Genomic DNA, 16,744 nt, shown 5'->3' with positions numbered 1-16,744 from the left:
ATAGTAGATATGAAAACATTTGTTAAAATAAAAATTGTCTTACTGCTATGCATAGCTTTAGGATCATGTGATTTAGAGGTTCAGGATACCTATAATTTTGAAAGTGGGGCTGTATTTTCTGATCCGTATGAAAATACAACTGCGTGGGGATTTATTCAGTCTTTAAATGGAGTTAATGAAGATGGAACTTTAGATGGGGAACATTTTCAGTATATGGAGGCAGCCATAAGAAAAGCGGGTATGATTGATGTCTTTAATCAAACCGCAGATACATTAAGGACTTATTTATTGTTAAATAATAACGCTTTTACTGGTGGTGGTGATGTAATTCAAATAGCTACAGGACTTAGTGGTACAGCTAGAGAAGATGCAGAGGCAAACCTATCTCCAGATGAAGTTATGGAGTTTGTTGATACTCCAGAGAAATTAGAAAAGTTAAGAACGTTACTTAAATATCATATCACAACAGATTATGTTTTGCAAGTGCCTACTTTAGCTGTATCTGGAACCTTTTACGTTTATCAAACACTTATCCCAGGGGATGATGGTTTAATATCCTATAGAAGAGATGATGATTGGGATATTAAGGTAAATGATAGGGGAGCACCATTACCAAGCTCAGCTTTTTCTGGTGGTTGGAATGAGAATGTACGAAACCATAACTATGTCTTTTCCAATGGTGTTGGTCATATTATTAATGATCCAGTTAGAAATCAACCTTATTAGTAAAAATTGTTAGTTAGTTTTTGAGTTAGTTTTTTTATTCCCTTCAATATAGTTTCTTGTTATTGAAGGGTTTTTTTATTTTTGAATTTTTCAAGTAATTTTTTTCAGGATAATACAGGATAGGATAAGCTACTTTGAAATATATATTTGTTATATTTCATTATCTTATATTTAAGGATTAAGGTAATGATTTTCTTTTTTAAATAATGTTGTAATTTTTTATTCTAAATGCTTATGGTTCGGGTAATGCTTTGTTTTTTAATTTGTTTAAATTTATTCTCTATTAAAATTTATTCTCAAGATATTGAAAGTCTTGAAAATAAAAAACCAAACATCATTTTCATTCTAACAGACGATCAGCGTTTCGATGCCATTGGTTATGCTGGCAACGAATTTGTTGAAACTCCTGAAATGGATAATTTAGCTAAATCTGGAACCTATTTCAATACCGCTATTGTTACAACACCTATTTGTGCAGCAAGTAGAGCTAGTATTTTAACAGGGCTACATGAGCGCGCGCACAATTACAATTTTCAAACTGGTAATGTTCGTGAAGAATATATGGCTAATTCATATCCAAGACTACTTAAGGATAATGGGTATTACACAGGTTTCTTTGGAAAATATGGTGTGCGTTATAATGATTTGGATAAGCAATTTGATGAGTATGAATCTTATGATAGAAATAATCGTTATAAAGACAGAAGAGGATATTACTATAAAACTATAGATAAGGATACCGTGCACCTTACACGATATACAGGGCAACAAGCCATAGATTTTATTGATAAAAACTCTTCCAATGAAAAACCATTCTGTTTATCATTAAGTTTTAGTGCACCACACGCGCATGACGGTGCTCCAAAACAATACTTCTGGCAGTCTGAAATGGACCAAATGTTAGAAAGCACTACAATTCCAGAACCAGCACTAGGTGATGATAAGTATTTCTTAGCACAACCAAAAATTGTAAGAGATGGCTTTAATAGATTACGTTGGACATGGCGTTATGATACTCCAGAAAAATACCAGCATAGCTTAAAAGGCTATTATAGAATGATTTCTGGGATAGATTTAGAAATCAAGAAAATTCGTGAAAAACTAAAAGAAAAGGGACAAGATAAAAACACCGTAATCATTGTAATGGGTGATAATGGGTATTTTTTAGGAGAACGCCAGTTTGCAGGAAAATGGTTAATGTATGATAACTCTATCCGTGTACCATTAATTATTTTTGATCCAAGAGAAAACCAACATCAAGATATTGATGATATGGTACTTAATATAGATGTTCCTCAAACTATTGCTGATTTAGCTGGGGTAGAAGCACCAGATACATGGCAAGGTAAAAGTTTAATGCCTATTGTTAAAAATGAAGCCAATACCATAGCAAGAGATACTGTTTTAATAGAGCACATTTGGAATTTTAGTGAAATTCCTCCGAGTGAAGGTGTACGTACAAAAAAATGGAAATATTTCAGGTATGTTAATGATCAATCTATTGAGGAGTTATACGATTTGGAAAAAGACCCATTAGAAACTAAAAATCTAATTGGTAAGAAAAAATATAGAGAAACAGCTAATAAGCTAAGAGCTAAACTTGATGAACTTATAAAGAAAAATAGTAATGAATTCAGAGCAGCACCAACTGACTTAACGGTAGAGTTAATTAGAGAACCTTCTACAGGTGTTGAAATTTTTGATTTAAAACCTGAGTTTGGTTGGACTGTACCACTGGGTTCTAAGTTTCAAGGCGCTTACCAAATTTTAGTGGCATCAAATAAAAAGAATATAGATCAAAATAATGGAGATGTTTGGGATAGTGGACGCGTTGCTTCTACAAAATCTACAGATGTTGAATATGGAGGAAATCCTTTAGAAATAGGAAAAACATACTATTGGAAAGTTAGAATTTGGGAACAAGAAAATAGACTAGTTGATTATTCTGAAGCCCAAAAATTTACAACAGGAAAACCAGATGATTATATTATTTCAACAGAAAATAAATATCAAGTAGACAAAGTAAATCCCGTTAGATTTGAAAATAGAGACGATTTTTATTTTATGGATTTTGGTAAGGCTGCCTTTGCTACTATCGATTTTAAATATCAAGCAAAAGAACCGCATACATTAACGGTTAGAATTGGCGAAATGCTGGATGATAGTGGTAATGTAAATAGAACGCCACCAGCAAAAAGTAATATTCGTTATCAAGAAATTAAGGTTGATGTTAAACCAGGAAAAACAAAATACCAAATAGAAATTAACCCAGTTCCAGACAAGCGTATGAAAGGTCCAAGCAAAGCTATTCCTTTACCAGAAGGATTTCCTGTACTACAACCTTTTAGATATGCAGAAGTTGAGGGAGCTAAAACAACTTTAAAAGCGGAAGATTTTCAACAATTACGACACACAAGCTATTGGGATGATAATGCAAGTAGTTTTAGTAGTAATAATGATATATTGAATCAAGTTTGGGATTTCTCTAAATATTCTATTAAAGCAACAACGTTTAACGGATTGTATGTAGATGGAGATAGAGAACGAATTCCTTATGAAGCTGATGCGTATTTAAATCAGTTAAGTCACTATACAACCGATAGAGAGTTTGCTATGGCTAGACGTACCATAGAGTATTTCATGAAAAATCCAACATGGCCTACAGAATGGCAGCAACATGTAGCACTGTTAATTTATGCCGATTACATGTACACTGGTAATACGGAACTTATAGAACGCTATTACGAGCCATTAAAACATAAAACGCTTTATGAACTTTCCAATGAAGATGGGTTGATAACATCTACAAAAGTTACAGAAGAGTTTATGTATAAGCTCGGGTTTGAAAAAGGTTATAAAAAGCCTTTAACGGATATTGTAGATTGGCCATCAAAGAATTTTGCAGGAAGTAAAACAAAAGGAGAGCGCGATGGTTTTGTGTTTAAACCTTATAGTACAGTTATTAATGCATTCTTTTATGAGAATATGAAAATTATGGCTGAGTTTGCTACGTTGTTAGGAAAAACGCAAGAAGCTTTAGATTTTGAATATAGAGCAGCAAAAGCTAAAAAAGCAGTAAATGAACAAATGTTCGACAAAGACCGTGGCGTTTACGTAGATGGCATTGGTACAGAGCATGCCTCTTTACATGCCAATATGATGCCTTTAGCATTTGGACTTGTTCCAGAAGAACATATTAATTCTGTTGTAGATTATGTTAAATCTAGGGGAATGGCATGTAGTGTTTATGGGGCACAATTTTTAATGGATGGATTATACAATGCAGGAGAAGCAGATTATGCACTTGGATTATTGGCAAGCAAAGAAAAGAGAAGCTGGTACAATATGATTCGTGTAGGCTCAACAATTAGCTTAGAAGCTTGGGATTATGAATATAAGGTAAATTTAGATTGGAATCACGCTTGGGGAGCAGCACCTGCTAATGTAATTCCAAGAGGGTTATGGGGAATTAAACCTAAAACACCTGGATTTGGCGTAGCAACTATTAAACCTCAACTAAGCAAGTTAAAATCAAGCACTATTGAGGTGCCAACGGTAAGAGGTACAATTAAGGGTATATATACCTACAATGGTGCTAGACTACAAACCTACGAAATTGAAATACCTGGAAATATGGTAGCCGAATTTTCATTAAACGGTTTAGATGGTAAAGATTTAATTCATAATGGAGAAAAAGTTCCATCTTCTTTTGATAACATTAGATTAACTGCTGGGAAACATACTATCCAGTTAAAAATAAATTCGTTTTAATAAAAATTAAAGACAAAAGTTTAAAAATCTCTTGTTAATAAAAGAAAAATATGAAAAAAAATCTATGCTTGTTTATAGTTTTATCTATTATACTTTTTTATTCGTGCGATAATAATTCAGATTCAAAAGACTATAAGGATGCATCTTTGTCAATAAATGAGCGTGTTGAAGCTTTATTGTCTAAACTCTCTCTTGAAGAAAAAGTAGCTCAAATGCGAATTTTTCACGCCAATATTGGTGCTGAATCAGATGAAAATGACAATTTGAAACTTTCGGATAAAGTTATTGAAAAATTAAAACTAGGTATTGCAGGTATTAAAAACCCAGGTGAGCATATTGATGCTGTAGCTGCTGCTAAATTAAATAACGAACTTCAAAAGTATATCATAGAGAATAATCGTTGGGGTATTCCAGCATTATTCGTAACAGAATCTTATAATGGTGTAGATGCAAAAGGTTGTACAAAATTTGGACGACCAATGACATCAGCAGCATCTTTTAATCCAGAATTGGTACAACGACAGTGGGATGTTGTAGGTAGAGAAGCGCGATTAAGAGGGATGCACATGTGCCATTCGCCAGAAGCAGACGTAGTTCGAGATCCACGTTTTGGACGTATGAGTGAGGCTTTTGGAGAGGATACGTATTTAACCACTAAAATGGTTACTAGTGCTGTAAAGGGTGTGCAGGGAAACTATGAAGGCTTAGGAAACGGAACACATATTGGTGCTGTTGCAAAACATTTTGCAGGCTATGGCCAAGTATTAGGTGGTTCTAATTTTGCAGCGATAGAAATTTCTGAAAGAACTTTAATTGATGAAATTTATCCACCGTTTGAAGCTGCTATAAAAGATGGGAAAACGTTGGGAATAATGGCTTCACATGGTGATTTAAACGGTGTTGCAAGTCATGGTAATCCTGAATTGTTAACAGGTGTCTTGAGAGATCAATGGGGATTTGAAGGTTATGTAGTTTCTGATTCTAATGATATTGCCCGTTTATTTTATTTTATGAAAGTTGCTGAGTCCCCTGAAGCTGCTGCAGAAATGGGCTTAGTAGCAGGAATTGATATCGATTTATATGCTGAAGATTCGTATTCATACTTACCAGAAATGGTGAAGAAGAATCCAGAATTAGAAAAGCTAATCGATAGATCTGTTAGACGTGTTTTAAGAACAAAATTTATTTTAGGATTATTTGATAATCCATATATTGATATTGAAGATGTTAAAAAAGGAAATAGAGCTGAATCATCTTTACAATTAGCAAAAGAATCTGATTTAGAGTCTATCATTTTATTGAAAAATGAAGAGAAAGCTTTGCCGCTATCAAAAGATAAATCTATTAAAGTTGCATTATTAGGACCTTTATTAAAAGAAAACACGAAAGAAATGTTTGAATCTGTTGCAGGTTCAAATGTAACATTCGTTGCAGAAAAAGGATTTCAACTAACAAACCAAAAAGACGGAGCTCCTGAACTTTTAGATAGGGATCCAAAAGCCATAGCAAGCTTAGTAAGCAAAGCGAGGTCTGCAGACGTATCTATTTTGTTTTTAGGAGGTGATGAGTTTACTGCAAAAGAAGCTTATTTTAGTAGTAGTACTCTAGGAGATCGTGCCACTATTGATCCTGTTGGCCCTCAAGATGAATTAGTAGAAAAAATTAAAGCTTTAGGAAAACCTGTAATTGTGGTTTTAAAACATAGACGCACATTATCCATTAATACTATCGCAGAACAGGCTGATGCTATTTTAGATGTTTGGGATTTAAGTGAGTTTGGAGACGAATCTACTGCAAAGATTGTATTCGGCGAAGTGTCACCATCAGGAAAATCTCCAGTAACCATACCAAGATCTATTGGTCAATTACCGTACCATTATAGTATGAAGGAAATCAACTATAAAAAAGAATACTTATTCTTAGGACAAGGTCCATTGTATCCATTTGGTCATGGGTTGAGTTATGGGGATTTTAAATACTCAGACATTTCAATTTCTAGTGATAAAATAACATCAGATACGGAACTTGAAGTAAGCGTGAAGGTTACTAATAATGGTAGCATGAAGGCTAAAGAAGTGGTGCAAATGTATATTAAAGACGAAATAGGTTCAGTAACTCGTCCAGATAAAGAATTAAAAGACTTTGAGAAAATAGAACTAGATGCTGGAGAGAGTAAAACTATTTCATTTAAAATAACTCCTAAAATGCTAGAATTTACAGGAATCACTATGGAGAAAGTTTTAGAAGCTGGTGATTATACAGTAATGTTAGGAACTTCATCAAAAGAGTATTTAGAAACAAAATTTAAACTAAAAAAGTAAAACGCAATGTATAAAACAATTTTATCACTTTTAGCAGTTATATTGCTATTCAATTGTTCAACGGCTCAGAAAGCTGCCGAAGTTCAAACTATAGATAAAGCTCAGGTAAAAGCTTCTATGATTAAAGCTTTAGAGTGGCAAGAAGCGCACCCAATTTTTGCTTTATCTCCAACAGATTGGACTGCTGGGGCTTATTACGTTGGTGTTTCAAGAGCTCACAAAACTACTAAGGATATGATGTATATGGCGGCCTTAAAAAATCAAGGCTACTGGAATAATTGGCAAACCTATAAGCGTTTACATCATGCTGATGATGTAGCTATTTCATACAGTTACTTATATGTTGATGCAAATGGCGGACGTAAGAATTATGTAGATTTAGAGCCTACAAAGAAGTTTTTAGATGCGCATTTATACGAAGATGATAATTGGAAGGCAGGAACAGATAAAACGAAATACGGACGTACTATATTATGGTGGTGGTGCGATGCGCTGTTTATGGCTCCTCCAGTGTTGAACTTATATGCAAAGCAAACTAATCAACCTAAGTATTTAGATGAGATGCATAAGTTCTATATGGAAACATACAACCAATTATATGATGAAGAAGAGCAATTGTTTGCCAGAGATATGCGTTTTGTTTGGCAAGGCAATGATAAGGATACCAAAGAACCAAACGGAAAAAAAGTATTTTGGTCTAGAGGTAATGGTTGGGTAATATCTGGTTTAGCATTGATTTTAGATGATATGCCAAACGATTACGAGCATCGTCCATTTTACGAAAAACTATATAAAGAAATGGCAGAAAAAATGTTAGCTATCCAACCAGAAGATGGTTTGTGGCGTACCAGTTTATTAAGCCCAGACTCATACAACCATGGAGAAGTAAGTGGTAGTGGTTTTCATACTTTTGCTTTAGCTTGGGGAATTAATAATGGTTTGGTTGATAAAAAACATATACCGGCAGTTAAAAAAGCATGGAATGCTATTGCAAAATGTCAGCATGAAGATGGTCGCGTAGGTTGGGTGCAAAATATTGGTGCATTTCCAGAGCCAGCATCTGCGGATTCTTGGCAAAATTTCGGTACAGGTGCCTTTTTAATGGCAGCAAGTGAGATTTTAAAATTAGATTAAAAACTATAATGTATTGTTTTGGGTGCTCACCCCGATAAAAATCGGGGGTGGGTCTTTCCGTTATATCCTTTTTGCGTGATAGCTAGGAGTAAGCTACTTGGCTATCTATTAAATTTTAGTTTTAAATTAGAGGATGTTTAGTTGTTTTCAAAAAAAGATGCCGCTAGATTCCTATTGTGGTCAAGTTTGCTAACTAAAAATCTTCATTAATATCAATGTCCACTTAGTACGTTTTTATCTCCGAACTAGAGGTATATTAAGCTGTTATAAATTTATACAAATGAAACCATTCAAACTACTAACAATCCTATGTTTGTGCTTCTTCAGCTGTCAAACAAAAAAAGAGAATCAGAGTAAAATCCAAAAAGAAACAGTAAAGATAAAACTGCCAGAACGCCCAAATATACTCTGGTTGGTCACTGAAGATATGGGTGCTTATATTCCACCCTTTGGAGATTCTACAGTTGCAACGCCTAATTTAAGTAAGTTAGCAGAGGAAGGAGTTACTTATCCAAACTTATACTCAACTTCGGGTGTTTGTGCACCAAGTAGAGCGGCTATTGCAACGGGTATGTATCCATCAAGTATAGGTGCAAACCACATGCGTGTTAATTCTTACAGTGAGGTTACTGGTGTACCCAAATATGAAGCTATTCCACCACCTGAAGTAAAAATGATTAGCGAATTGCTTCGTAAACAAGGGTATTATTGTACTAATAATTATAAAACGGATTATCAATTTAAAGCACCTGTAACTGCGTGGGATGAAAGTAGTCCGTATGCCCATTGGCGAAATAGAACCGAAAATCAACCATTTTTTGCAGTATTTAATTTTACTGAAACACACGAATCTGGTTTATTTGAGCCTTATGGGTTTAGAGAAATTGAAACTAGGTATTACAAAGCAGGAGATAGGGATTATAAATGGAAAAACTTTGGAAAGTCTCATGCTAAAAATAGAATGACCGAGGCAGAAACTGCTATCCATCTTCCAAAAGACACTAAATTCAATATTCCACCTTATTTACCTAATACCGAAGCGACACGTAGAGATATGTGGAAGCTCTATAACAATATTGGCGAAATGGATAGTCAAGTAGGTGCTGTATTAAAACAACTGGAAGAAGATGGACTATTAGAAAACACCATTATCTTTTTCTATGGTGACCATGGTGGTCCACTACCAAGAGAGAAGCGTTTAATATATGACTCTGGTTTAAATACGCCAATGATTATAAGGTTTCCTAATAAAGTGATGGCTGGTACAAGAGATGAACAATTAATTAGTTTTATAGATTTTGCACCAACATTATTATCTATAACTGGAGAAGAACCAAAGCACTATTTACAAGGACAAGCTTTTTTAGGAGAATACAAAACTGAAGAACGTAACTATATTCACGCTGCAGCCGACAGATTTGATGGTTTTACGGATGCCATTAGAGCTGTACGAGATAACCAGTACAAATATATACGAAATTATAAGCCAAATCAAGGCTACTATTTGCCAGTAGCATACAGAGAGAAAATTCCAACGATGCAAGAATTGTTAAAGCTTAAAGAGGAAGGTAAATTAGATGACATTCAAATGCAATGGTTTAGGGAGCAGAAGCCAAACGAAGAATTGTTTGATTGTTATGCCGACCCGCATGAGTTAAATAATCTAGCTAAGAATCCTGAATATCAAGAAAAGCTAAATGAGTTGAGCAATGAAATGGACGAATGGCTTCAAGCTATTGATGATAATCCAAATCTTTCTGAAAGTGAATTAGTCTCTAAGCTTTGGGAAGGTAGTAGTATACAGCCAACAACTTTAGAACCATTAATAGCCGTAGAAAATGGAAAAATCACCATTGGTTGTGAAACCAAAGGAGCTTCAATAAGTTATAAACTTATTGATAGTAGAGAGAAAGGTTTAAAAAAATGGGAAATATATCAAGAACCATTTATACTTCCAAAAGGAGCTAAATTAGAGGTTAGAGCACATCGTATTGGCTTTATTCCAAGTAGACTTATTACATTTTCAGGTTCTAAATAACTTTAATCTCTATCTTAGAAATTAAATCTATAATTTTAATAAAATAACAAAAGCTCGTGCAGAGCATCTAGCAGAACAAGTAGATAGAAGGTTATCATTATTTATCCGATTATGCTAAAACCAAATAAATACATTTAAAAGAGAAAAAATCAAATAAAAAAAGCTTAATGATGCCAGCATCGTCAAGCTTTAATTAATAATTTATATCGTTTATTTAGGACGAGACAATTATTTTTTTGGATAAATTTCAGTTTATATCTTCTAAAAGAAATTTATTTTTCAACTTTTTCATGTGTAGTATTTGCCCATCTAATTTGAGCTCTACCTCCTTTAACACGGTATGCACCATATCTAATTTTAGATTGAATTCCTCTATCTGGGTCTGGAATGTTCCAGTTAAAAGCTTCACCACCAATTATGGCATTACAGTAGTGTATTTTTTTTGTTGCATCGTTTGGGTCTTGTTTAAAGCCAACCTCTAGGTCAAAAGTAGTTATCTCGTTTTTGTTTACCCGCTTTAGTAGTACAACTTCTCTTCCGCTTCCTGATCCCCCACGTTCTAAGATACGTTCAGCATAAATATCAAATGCCACTTGTTCATTAGCATTACTGCCCGAACCATAAATAGGCTTAGCTAAATACAAACAAATAGCTGGGTCAGCAGAACCACCACCGCCAGTATGTTTCCCTTTAGCTTGCGCAATATAACTACCATCACTATTGGTTCCAGAAGTGTCACCTACTTCAAGAATTCTAAAGATTCCAGTGAATTTTACATAGGTACCTATATTAGTACTATTTGCTACGGGTAATGAACGCTCTATTCGAGGTTGTAAAGTTGTATCGAATTTATTTGAACCATCGGTTATATTATAAATACCCCATGTAGTATTATCAATAGTACTTTCTTTGTAATTGGCATAGCAGCTTCTATCATCAATAGTTCCTAAATTAACAGGGTTAGGTAGGTCGTTTGATGTTCTAGTAGTATTTTCGCCATCTGGATTACATGTCGTGTATGAGCCCGTATCTTCATCAGACATATCTATGGACTCTTGTTCTTTCTCTTTTTCAAACAAGACTTCTTCAGAAGGTTTTTCATCTGTTGAGCATGAATTAAAGAAAGCAAGAAAAACTAATAAAGTAGTTGAAGTTAATTTGTAAATAAATTTTGAGTTTTTCATAAAAATAGCAAAATTTTTAAAGTAAAGTTATTATTGTTTAGCTGTTTAAGTGTCCTGTAGTATCCTGTAGTGTATTGATAATGGATGTTTTAGGTGCTTACATGATATAACAGGATACATTCAATCAAAAAAATGAGTTACTTTAGTTTCTAAAGTTCTCAATATTTTATGCGTAAATTTTTAAGCTTCTTTTTAGTATTTATATTTTTAAGCTGTCAGACAACAAGTAAAGGAAGCCTAGAGATTACATCCGAAATAGGCTTTGAAGAATTGTTGAAAAATTTTGAATCACCTACTATTGCGTACCATCCAGAAACTTGGTTTCATCTTAATGGAAATAACATAAGTAAAGAAGGCTTAACCTTGGATTTGGAAGCCATAAAAGAAGCTGGATTACAGGGTATTCATTTATTTAATAAAGCAGGAAGAATTTATCCTAATGTAGAACCTATTAAAATTTTATCTCCAGAATGGGAAGACATGATACGTCATGCAGCAGACGAATGTAAACGCTTAGGTTTAAAATTTACCATGCAAAATTGTCCGGGTTGGTCTATGACAGGAGGTCCATGGGTGCCGGCTGAGGAAGCGCAACGCGAAGTAGTAGAAACCGTTTACAGAGTTTCTGGTGGGAAAACGTTTAGCCAAACACTAGAATTAGATGCATTATATCATACTTCAGATTACAATTATCAAGACATTCAAGTATTGGCTTTTCCAACACCAGAAGGCGACAACTTAGAACCCTTCAATCCATTAAAAATTGAAACAAATAATAGTCTGGTTCCTTGGAAGGACATTTTTAATCCTAATTCAAGAATTATAGTTACTCGCAAAACTACGGAACTTGATAAACCTTTAAAAGCATATAGAAGTCAAGGTATTTCCAAAGTGAAAAATGAAAATACTTGGGTTAAAACTAAGTTTGATGTTCCAATAACATTGCGTACCATTACTTTTCCACAATCACGACACATGATTTTGGATACGCAATACCCTATAATAGACGTAGCAATTAAAGTTGAAGCGCTTATAAATAGTAAATTAGTTGAAGTGTCAACCATAAATTTACCTGATGCAAATTGGAATGATAGGAGAAAGCATCTTACGTTGGCTATTCCTGAAACAACTTCAAATGAATTTGTACTTACTTTTTTGGGTAAACATGATATTGCTCCAGAATTTATCCGGTTAAGTTCAAAGCCAAAGCTTCATAATCATGAGGCTAAAGCAGCAAAAGTATTAAGATGTCTTGAAGAAAATATAACATATAACTATGCTGAAAATACCATTATAAAATCTAACAACATTGTCAATCTTACCGATAAAATGACTTCTGATGGAAAACTAACATGGGAAGCTCCAGAAGGTAATTGGACTGTGGTGCGTTTTGGTCATATTAATATGAGACTAACCAATAAACCAGCGGTACCAGAAGCCACAGGTTGGGAATCAAGCAAACTAGATAAAATTGCCATAGAAAATCATTTACGAAATGGGATGATAGGTAATCTAATTAAAGATGGCGGTCCAATAGGAGATGGTAAATTACATGGTTTGTTAATAGATAGTTGGGAAAGTCACGTGCCAACATGGACTATAAATTCCGAAGATATGTTTTCCGAATTCGAAACCCGAAGGGGCTATAGCATGAAAACCTATTTGCCAGCTACTATGGGGTATATTGTTGATAGCCCTGAAGTAACTACTAAGTTTTTAAGAGACTTGCGCCATACCATGGACGAGGTGTTTATTGATAATTTTTTTAAACATTTTGCTATAGTAGCACACGATATGGGTGCTGAAGTATATACAGAAGGTGCTGGAGGTGAGGTACTACCTATTGACCCAATGCGATATTACGGTGTTAGCGATATCCCCATGACCGAGTTTTGGTACCCCAAAGCACCATCAGCTCAAAATGAATACGCAAAGCCTATTTATAATGCAGCATCAGCAGTTCACTTATATAATAAACCATTTTTAGCGGCAGAAGCATGTACTCAATTAGGTGTAAAATGGAACGAGCATCCATTTTCTGTTAAAGATTTAATCGATTATAATTTTGCCAAAGGGGTTAACCATTTAGTGTTTCATACCTTTTCTCATACACCACAAACAGATGTGTATCCAGGATCAAGTTTTGGAGGAAATATTGGTTTTCCTCTAGTAAGGCAACAAACTTGGTGGCCTTATATGAAAGATTGGACAGATTATTTAAGTAGAAACCAATACATATTACAACAAGGCGAATATGTTGCTGATGTTCTTAGATATTATGGAGATTATTATGAACGCCCACCATTTGATTTAGATTATTTTCCAAAAGGGTATCGTTTTGATTACTTAAATGCTGAAATTTTACATAACAAGTTAAGTGTTAAGGATGGTAAGATTCATGTTAAAGATGCGGGAGATTACCGTGTAATTACCTTAAGAGATTCAAAGCAAATGTTGTTGTCTACTGTGCAAAAGTTAAAAATTTTAGTGCAAGATGGCGCTGTAATACTTGGGGATAAACCTTTAGATTCCCCCAGTTTGATGGATGATGAAAATGATTTAAAAAAACTGCACGCTATAGCTGATGAACTTTGGGGAGATTCTGAAAATGGTGTGAAACAAGTTGGTAAAGGAAAAGTATATTGGGGAAAAACATTGGATGAGGTGCTTAAGGCAGAACGTATTGCTCCAGATGTAATTGTGCCTGAAGGATTAGATATTAATTGGATTCACAGAAAAACGAATGATGCCGATATTTATTTTGTTGCCTCAAAAATGAATAAATCAGTTGATGTATCTCTTAGCTTTAAGGCTAAAGGGAATCCGCAATTATGGGATGCGTTTACAGGAAATCAACAAGATGCTAAAATCTGGAAGTCAACAGAAGATAGAACCAATGTTGTATTGTCTTTATCAGAAAGTGGTAGCGCTGTAGTTGTTTTTTCTACTAAGACAAAAGAGCCTTATGCTTATAAAGTAACTACAAATGGAGAAACTGTTTTAAGTGCAGAAACGGGGTGGTATAAGGTGCATGAAGCTGAAAATACAAGTAATTTAATTTTGAAAAATGATGCTATTATTGCTGATAGTACAGGGGAGTATACATTGCATAAGGATGAAGGTGAGTCAGTGTTTGAAGCTAATGTAAAAGAAACATCGTTGCAAACGGATTGGACTTTAAGTTTTGAAGAAGGCTGGGATACACCCAATTCTATTGAAGTTTTAGAACTAGTTTCGTTAACAAAAATGGATAATGATGCAATAAAGCATTATTCTGGTATCACTACATATTCAAAAACGATTAATGTTCAAGAAATAAGTACCCATGCGTTTGTAGATTTAGGGAAGGTATCCAATATTGCTGAACTTTGGTGTAATGGGAAAAAAATAGGTGTAAAATGGTCACCACCTTTTAAGTTTGATATTAGTGATATCATAAAAAAAGGAAAAAATCAACTTAAAATAAAGATTACTAATACATGGCGTAATCAGCTAATTTTTGATAATTTTCGTTCTAAAAAGAATAAAAAAACTTGGACTACAAATCCGCCTAAAAATGACGAAATTGATTTGGAATCTTCAGGTTTAATAGGGCCAGTAATTTTAAAAACTTTTAAATAATGCAAAGACGCAATTTTATTCAATTATCAACGCTAGCAGGTGTTGGATTATCATTACCAATGGCAGGATTGCTAAATGCATGCGAAAGCCACTCAGAACATTCTTTAGAGTTTAAAAACTTAATTACAGGTTTATTAAAAGATTGGAGTGATGGGATGTTAAAAGTACAAATTAACAATCCATCTAATTTAGATGAACATGGCGCTTTAGGCTGTCCATCTTGTTCTCATATTCACGGGCGCTGTATGGACGCGGTATATCCTTTTTTATATATGGCAGATAAAACTGGCGATGAAAAGTATATAGAAGGTGCTAAATTGGTAATGACTTGGGCAGAAAATAATGTTTCTCAAAAGGATGGTTCATGGACAGTAATTACAAACCCAAAATCTTGGAAAGGAATTACCGTTTTTGGAGCGATAGCTTTGGCAGAAGCTTTACATTATCATGGTCATGTTTTAGATAAAACAACAAAACTGGCTTGGACAAAACGTTTAGAAAAAGCTGGAAATTATATTTATAAAGAGTTTACAATAGATTTTACCAATATAAATTATCCAGGGACAGCAGTTTACGGTTTAAATTTAATAGGTAATGTTTTAAATAGAGACGATTTTAAAGCTAAGAGTAAAACATTAGCGTCTCAAGTAAAATCATATTTTACTGCAAATGAAGGCTTATTATTTGGGGAGTGTAAAAAGAGCTCCAGTAAGTTAAGTGAAAAAGGTTTACACGGTGTAGATTTAGGATATAATGTAGAAGAAACGCTAAACAGCTTAGTCATGTACGCCCTTAAGGAAAAAGATGAAGAGCTTTTACAGATCTTAACAAAATCCTTAAATAGCCATTTAGAGTTTATGTTACCAGATGGTGGCTGGGATAATAGCTGGGGTAATAGAATGTACAAATGGAGCTATTGGGGCAGTAGAACCTGTGATGGTAGCCAACCGGCATTTGGAATGATGTCTCATATCAATCCTGCGTTTGGAACAGCAGCGGTAAAAAATACAGAATTATTGCAGCGTTGCACTGCCAATGGGCTAATACATGGAGGCCCTGGTTTTATTGAAGCAGGCATTCCACCTTGTGTGCACCATACATTTACACATGCAAAGCCTTTAGCAGCATTGTTAGATCATTGGGGTCATTTACCAGAAATCAATACAAATGCTAATCTGCCAAGAACAACTGCAGATGGTGTAAAACATTTTAAAGATTTGGATGTCTTCCTATTTGCAAGAGGCGATTGGAGAGGGACCGTAAGTGCTTACGATGCAGAATATCATTATAAGTACGATTATCGTCAGGCTTCAGGAGGAGCTTTAGGTGTATTATATCATAATAAAGTTGGGCTTTTATGTGCAGCAAGTATGGCAGAATATGCTTTAGTAGAAAAGAATAATCAACAAGTACAACCAAATAAAGATATCTGTTTAACACCAAGAGTTGAGGTGTTTAAAGATGATGTTTGGTATACCAATTTATACGATTTACCAGCAACAGTGACTTCTAAAGACGAAAATGGAACCATAGAACTACTAGCTGATGTAAAATTAAAAAATGTAGATAGAGAGGAAGTTGCAGAAACGGCTTCTGCATTTAATATTGCTTACAAGTGTGCTGCTGATAAAACAGAAATTAAAGTAAGTACAGAGCAAGATATTATAGAGCAAACTGCTTTTGTATTACCAATTGTTTCGCCTTCAAGCGAAGTTGTAACAAATATTAGTGAAAACGAAATTACCATTCAAAAACCGGAAGGATTAGTAACGATTAAAGCAAATGCGCCCATTAGAACTAAAGAAATTTCAGGAAAAAGAACTTTTAATATGGTGCCTGGAGTCGAGGCATTACCCCTAGAAGTGTTTTTTGAGGAGGATAATAAAACTATTGAATTTACAATAACAATAAGCTAATTAATAATAAACAGGGTGTTATTTTAAATGATT

At 34.3% G+C, this 16,744-nt stretch carries 8 protein-coding genes; 7 read left to right on the top strand and 1 reads right to left on the bottom strand.

The features are described 5' to 3' along the window. Positions 1–9: 9 nt before the first annotated feature. The 5 genes from Q0945_RS01935 (at position 10) to Q0945_RS01915 (ending at position 9,990) form a co-directional block, all read left to right on the top strand. Positions 10–726 carry a hypothetical protein gene (locus tag Q0945_RS01935; protein ID WP_299430225.1) on the top strand — a complete coding sequence of 239 codons (717 nt, stop codon included), beginning with the start codon at positions 10–12 and terminating at the stop codon, positions 724–726. Positions 727–972: 246 nt separating this feature from the next. Then, positions 973–4,497 carry a family 78 glycoside hydrolase catalytic domain gene (locus Q0945_RS01930; RefSeq protein WP_299430223.1) on the top strand — a complete coding sequence of 1,175 codons (3,525 nt, stop codon included), beginning with the start codon at positions 973–975 and terminating at the stop codon, positions 4,495–4,497. Between the two features lie 50 nt (positions 4,498–4,547). Further along, entirely contained in the window at positions 4,548–6,818 is a 2,271-nt protein-coding gene (locus tag Q0945_RS01925) for a glycoside hydrolase family 3 N-terminal domain-containing protein (RefSeq protein WP_299430221.1), read from the top strand. A 6-nt stretch (positions 6,819–6,824) separates the two neighbouring features. Further along, the gene (locus Q0945_RS01920) at positions 6,825–7,952 is read left to right on the top strand and encodes a glycoside hydrolase family 88 protein (protein ID WP_299430219.1); all 1,128 of its coding nucleotides are present in this window, start codon (positions 6,825–6,827) and stop codon (positions 7,950–7,952) included. A 280-nt stretch (positions 7,953–8,232) separates the two neighbouring features. Further along, positions 8,233–9,990 carry a sulfatase gene (locus Q0945_RS01915; RefSeq protein ID WP_299430217.1) on the top strand — a complete coding sequence of 586 codons (1,758 nt, stop codon included), beginning with the start codon at positions 8,233–8,235 and terminating at the stop codon, positions 9,988–9,990. Positions 9,991–10,262: 272 nt separating this feature from the next. Here the strand turns inward: Q0945_RS01915 and Q0945_RS01910 are convergent, their stop codons facing one another. Continuing rightward, the gene (locus tag Q0945_RS01910) at positions 10,263–11,174 is read right to left on the bottom strand and encodes a hypothetical protein (protein ID WP_299430215.1); all 912 of its coding nucleotides are present in this window, start codon (positions 11,172–11,174) and stop codon (positions 10,263–10,265) included. 168 nt (positions 11,175–11,342) lie between these two features. Between Q0945_RS01910 and Q0945_RS01905 the strand changes: the two genes are divergently transcribed. Together Q0945_RS01905 and Q0945_RS01900 are read left to right on the top strand one after the other, a co-directional pair. After that, positions 11,343–14,795 carry a glycosyl hydrolase gene (locus Q0945_RS01905; RefSeq protein WP_299430213.1) on the top strand — a complete coding sequence of 1,151 codons (3,453 nt, stop codon included), beginning with the start codon at positions 11,343–11,345 and terminating at the stop codon, positions 14,793–14,795. Further along, positions 14,795–16,711, top strand: a complete 1,917-nt coding sequence (locus tag Q0945_RS01900) for a hypothetical protein (RefSeq protein ID WP_299430211.1) — start codon at positions 14,795–14,797, stop codon at positions 16,709–16,711. Before Q0945_RS01905 ends, Q0945_RS01900 begins: the two co-directional genes overlap by 1 nt. The last annotated feature ends 33 nt before the right edge of the window (positions 16,712–16,744 follow it).

This window comes from uncultured Maribacter sp., from assembly GCF_947500405.1.
Classification (GTDB): domain Bacteria; phylum Bacteroidota; class Bacteroidia; order Flavobacteriales; family Flavobacteriaceae; genus Maribacter_B.
The sequence above is the reverse complement of the archived record's forward strand: the minus strand, read 5'-3'. Positions and strand labels throughout refer to the sequence as shown.

What these genes read in the sequence shown, in the direction of transcription:
- Q0945_RS01935 (WP_299430225.1), top strand. Translation starts at nt 10, where the DNA reads ATGAAAACATTTGTTAAAATAAAAATTGTCTTACTGCTATGCATAGCT.
- Q0945_RS01930 (WP_299430223.1), top strand. Translation starts at nt 973, where the DNA reads ATGCTTTGTTTTTTAATTTGTTTAAATTTATTCTCTATTAAAATTTAT.
- Q0945_RS01925 (WP_299430221.1), top strand. Translation starts at nt 4,548, where the DNA reads ATGAAAAAAAATCTATGCTTGTTTATAGTTTTATCTATTATACTTTTT.
- Q0945_RS01920 (WP_299430219.1), top strand. Translation starts at nt 6,825, where the DNA reads ATGTATAAAACAATTTTATCACTTTTAGCAGTTATATTGCTATTCAAT.
- Q0945_RS01915 (WP_299430217.1), top strand. Translation starts at nt 8,233, where the DNA reads ATGAAACCATTCAAACTACTAACAATCCTATGTTTGTGCTTCTTCAGC.
- Q0945_RS01910 (WP_299430215.1), bottom strand. Translation starts at nt 11,174, where the DNA reads ATGAAAAACTCAAAATTTATTTACAAATTAACTTCAACTACTTTATTA.
- Q0945_RS01905 (WP_299430213.1), top strand. Translation starts at nt 11,343, where the DNA reads ATGCGTAAATTTTTAAGCTTCTTTTTAGTATTTATATTTTTAAGCTGT.
- Q0945_RS01900 (WP_299430211.1), top strand. Translation starts at nt 14,795, where the DNA reads ATGCAAAGACGCAATTTTATTCAATTATCAACGCTAGCAGGTGTTGGA.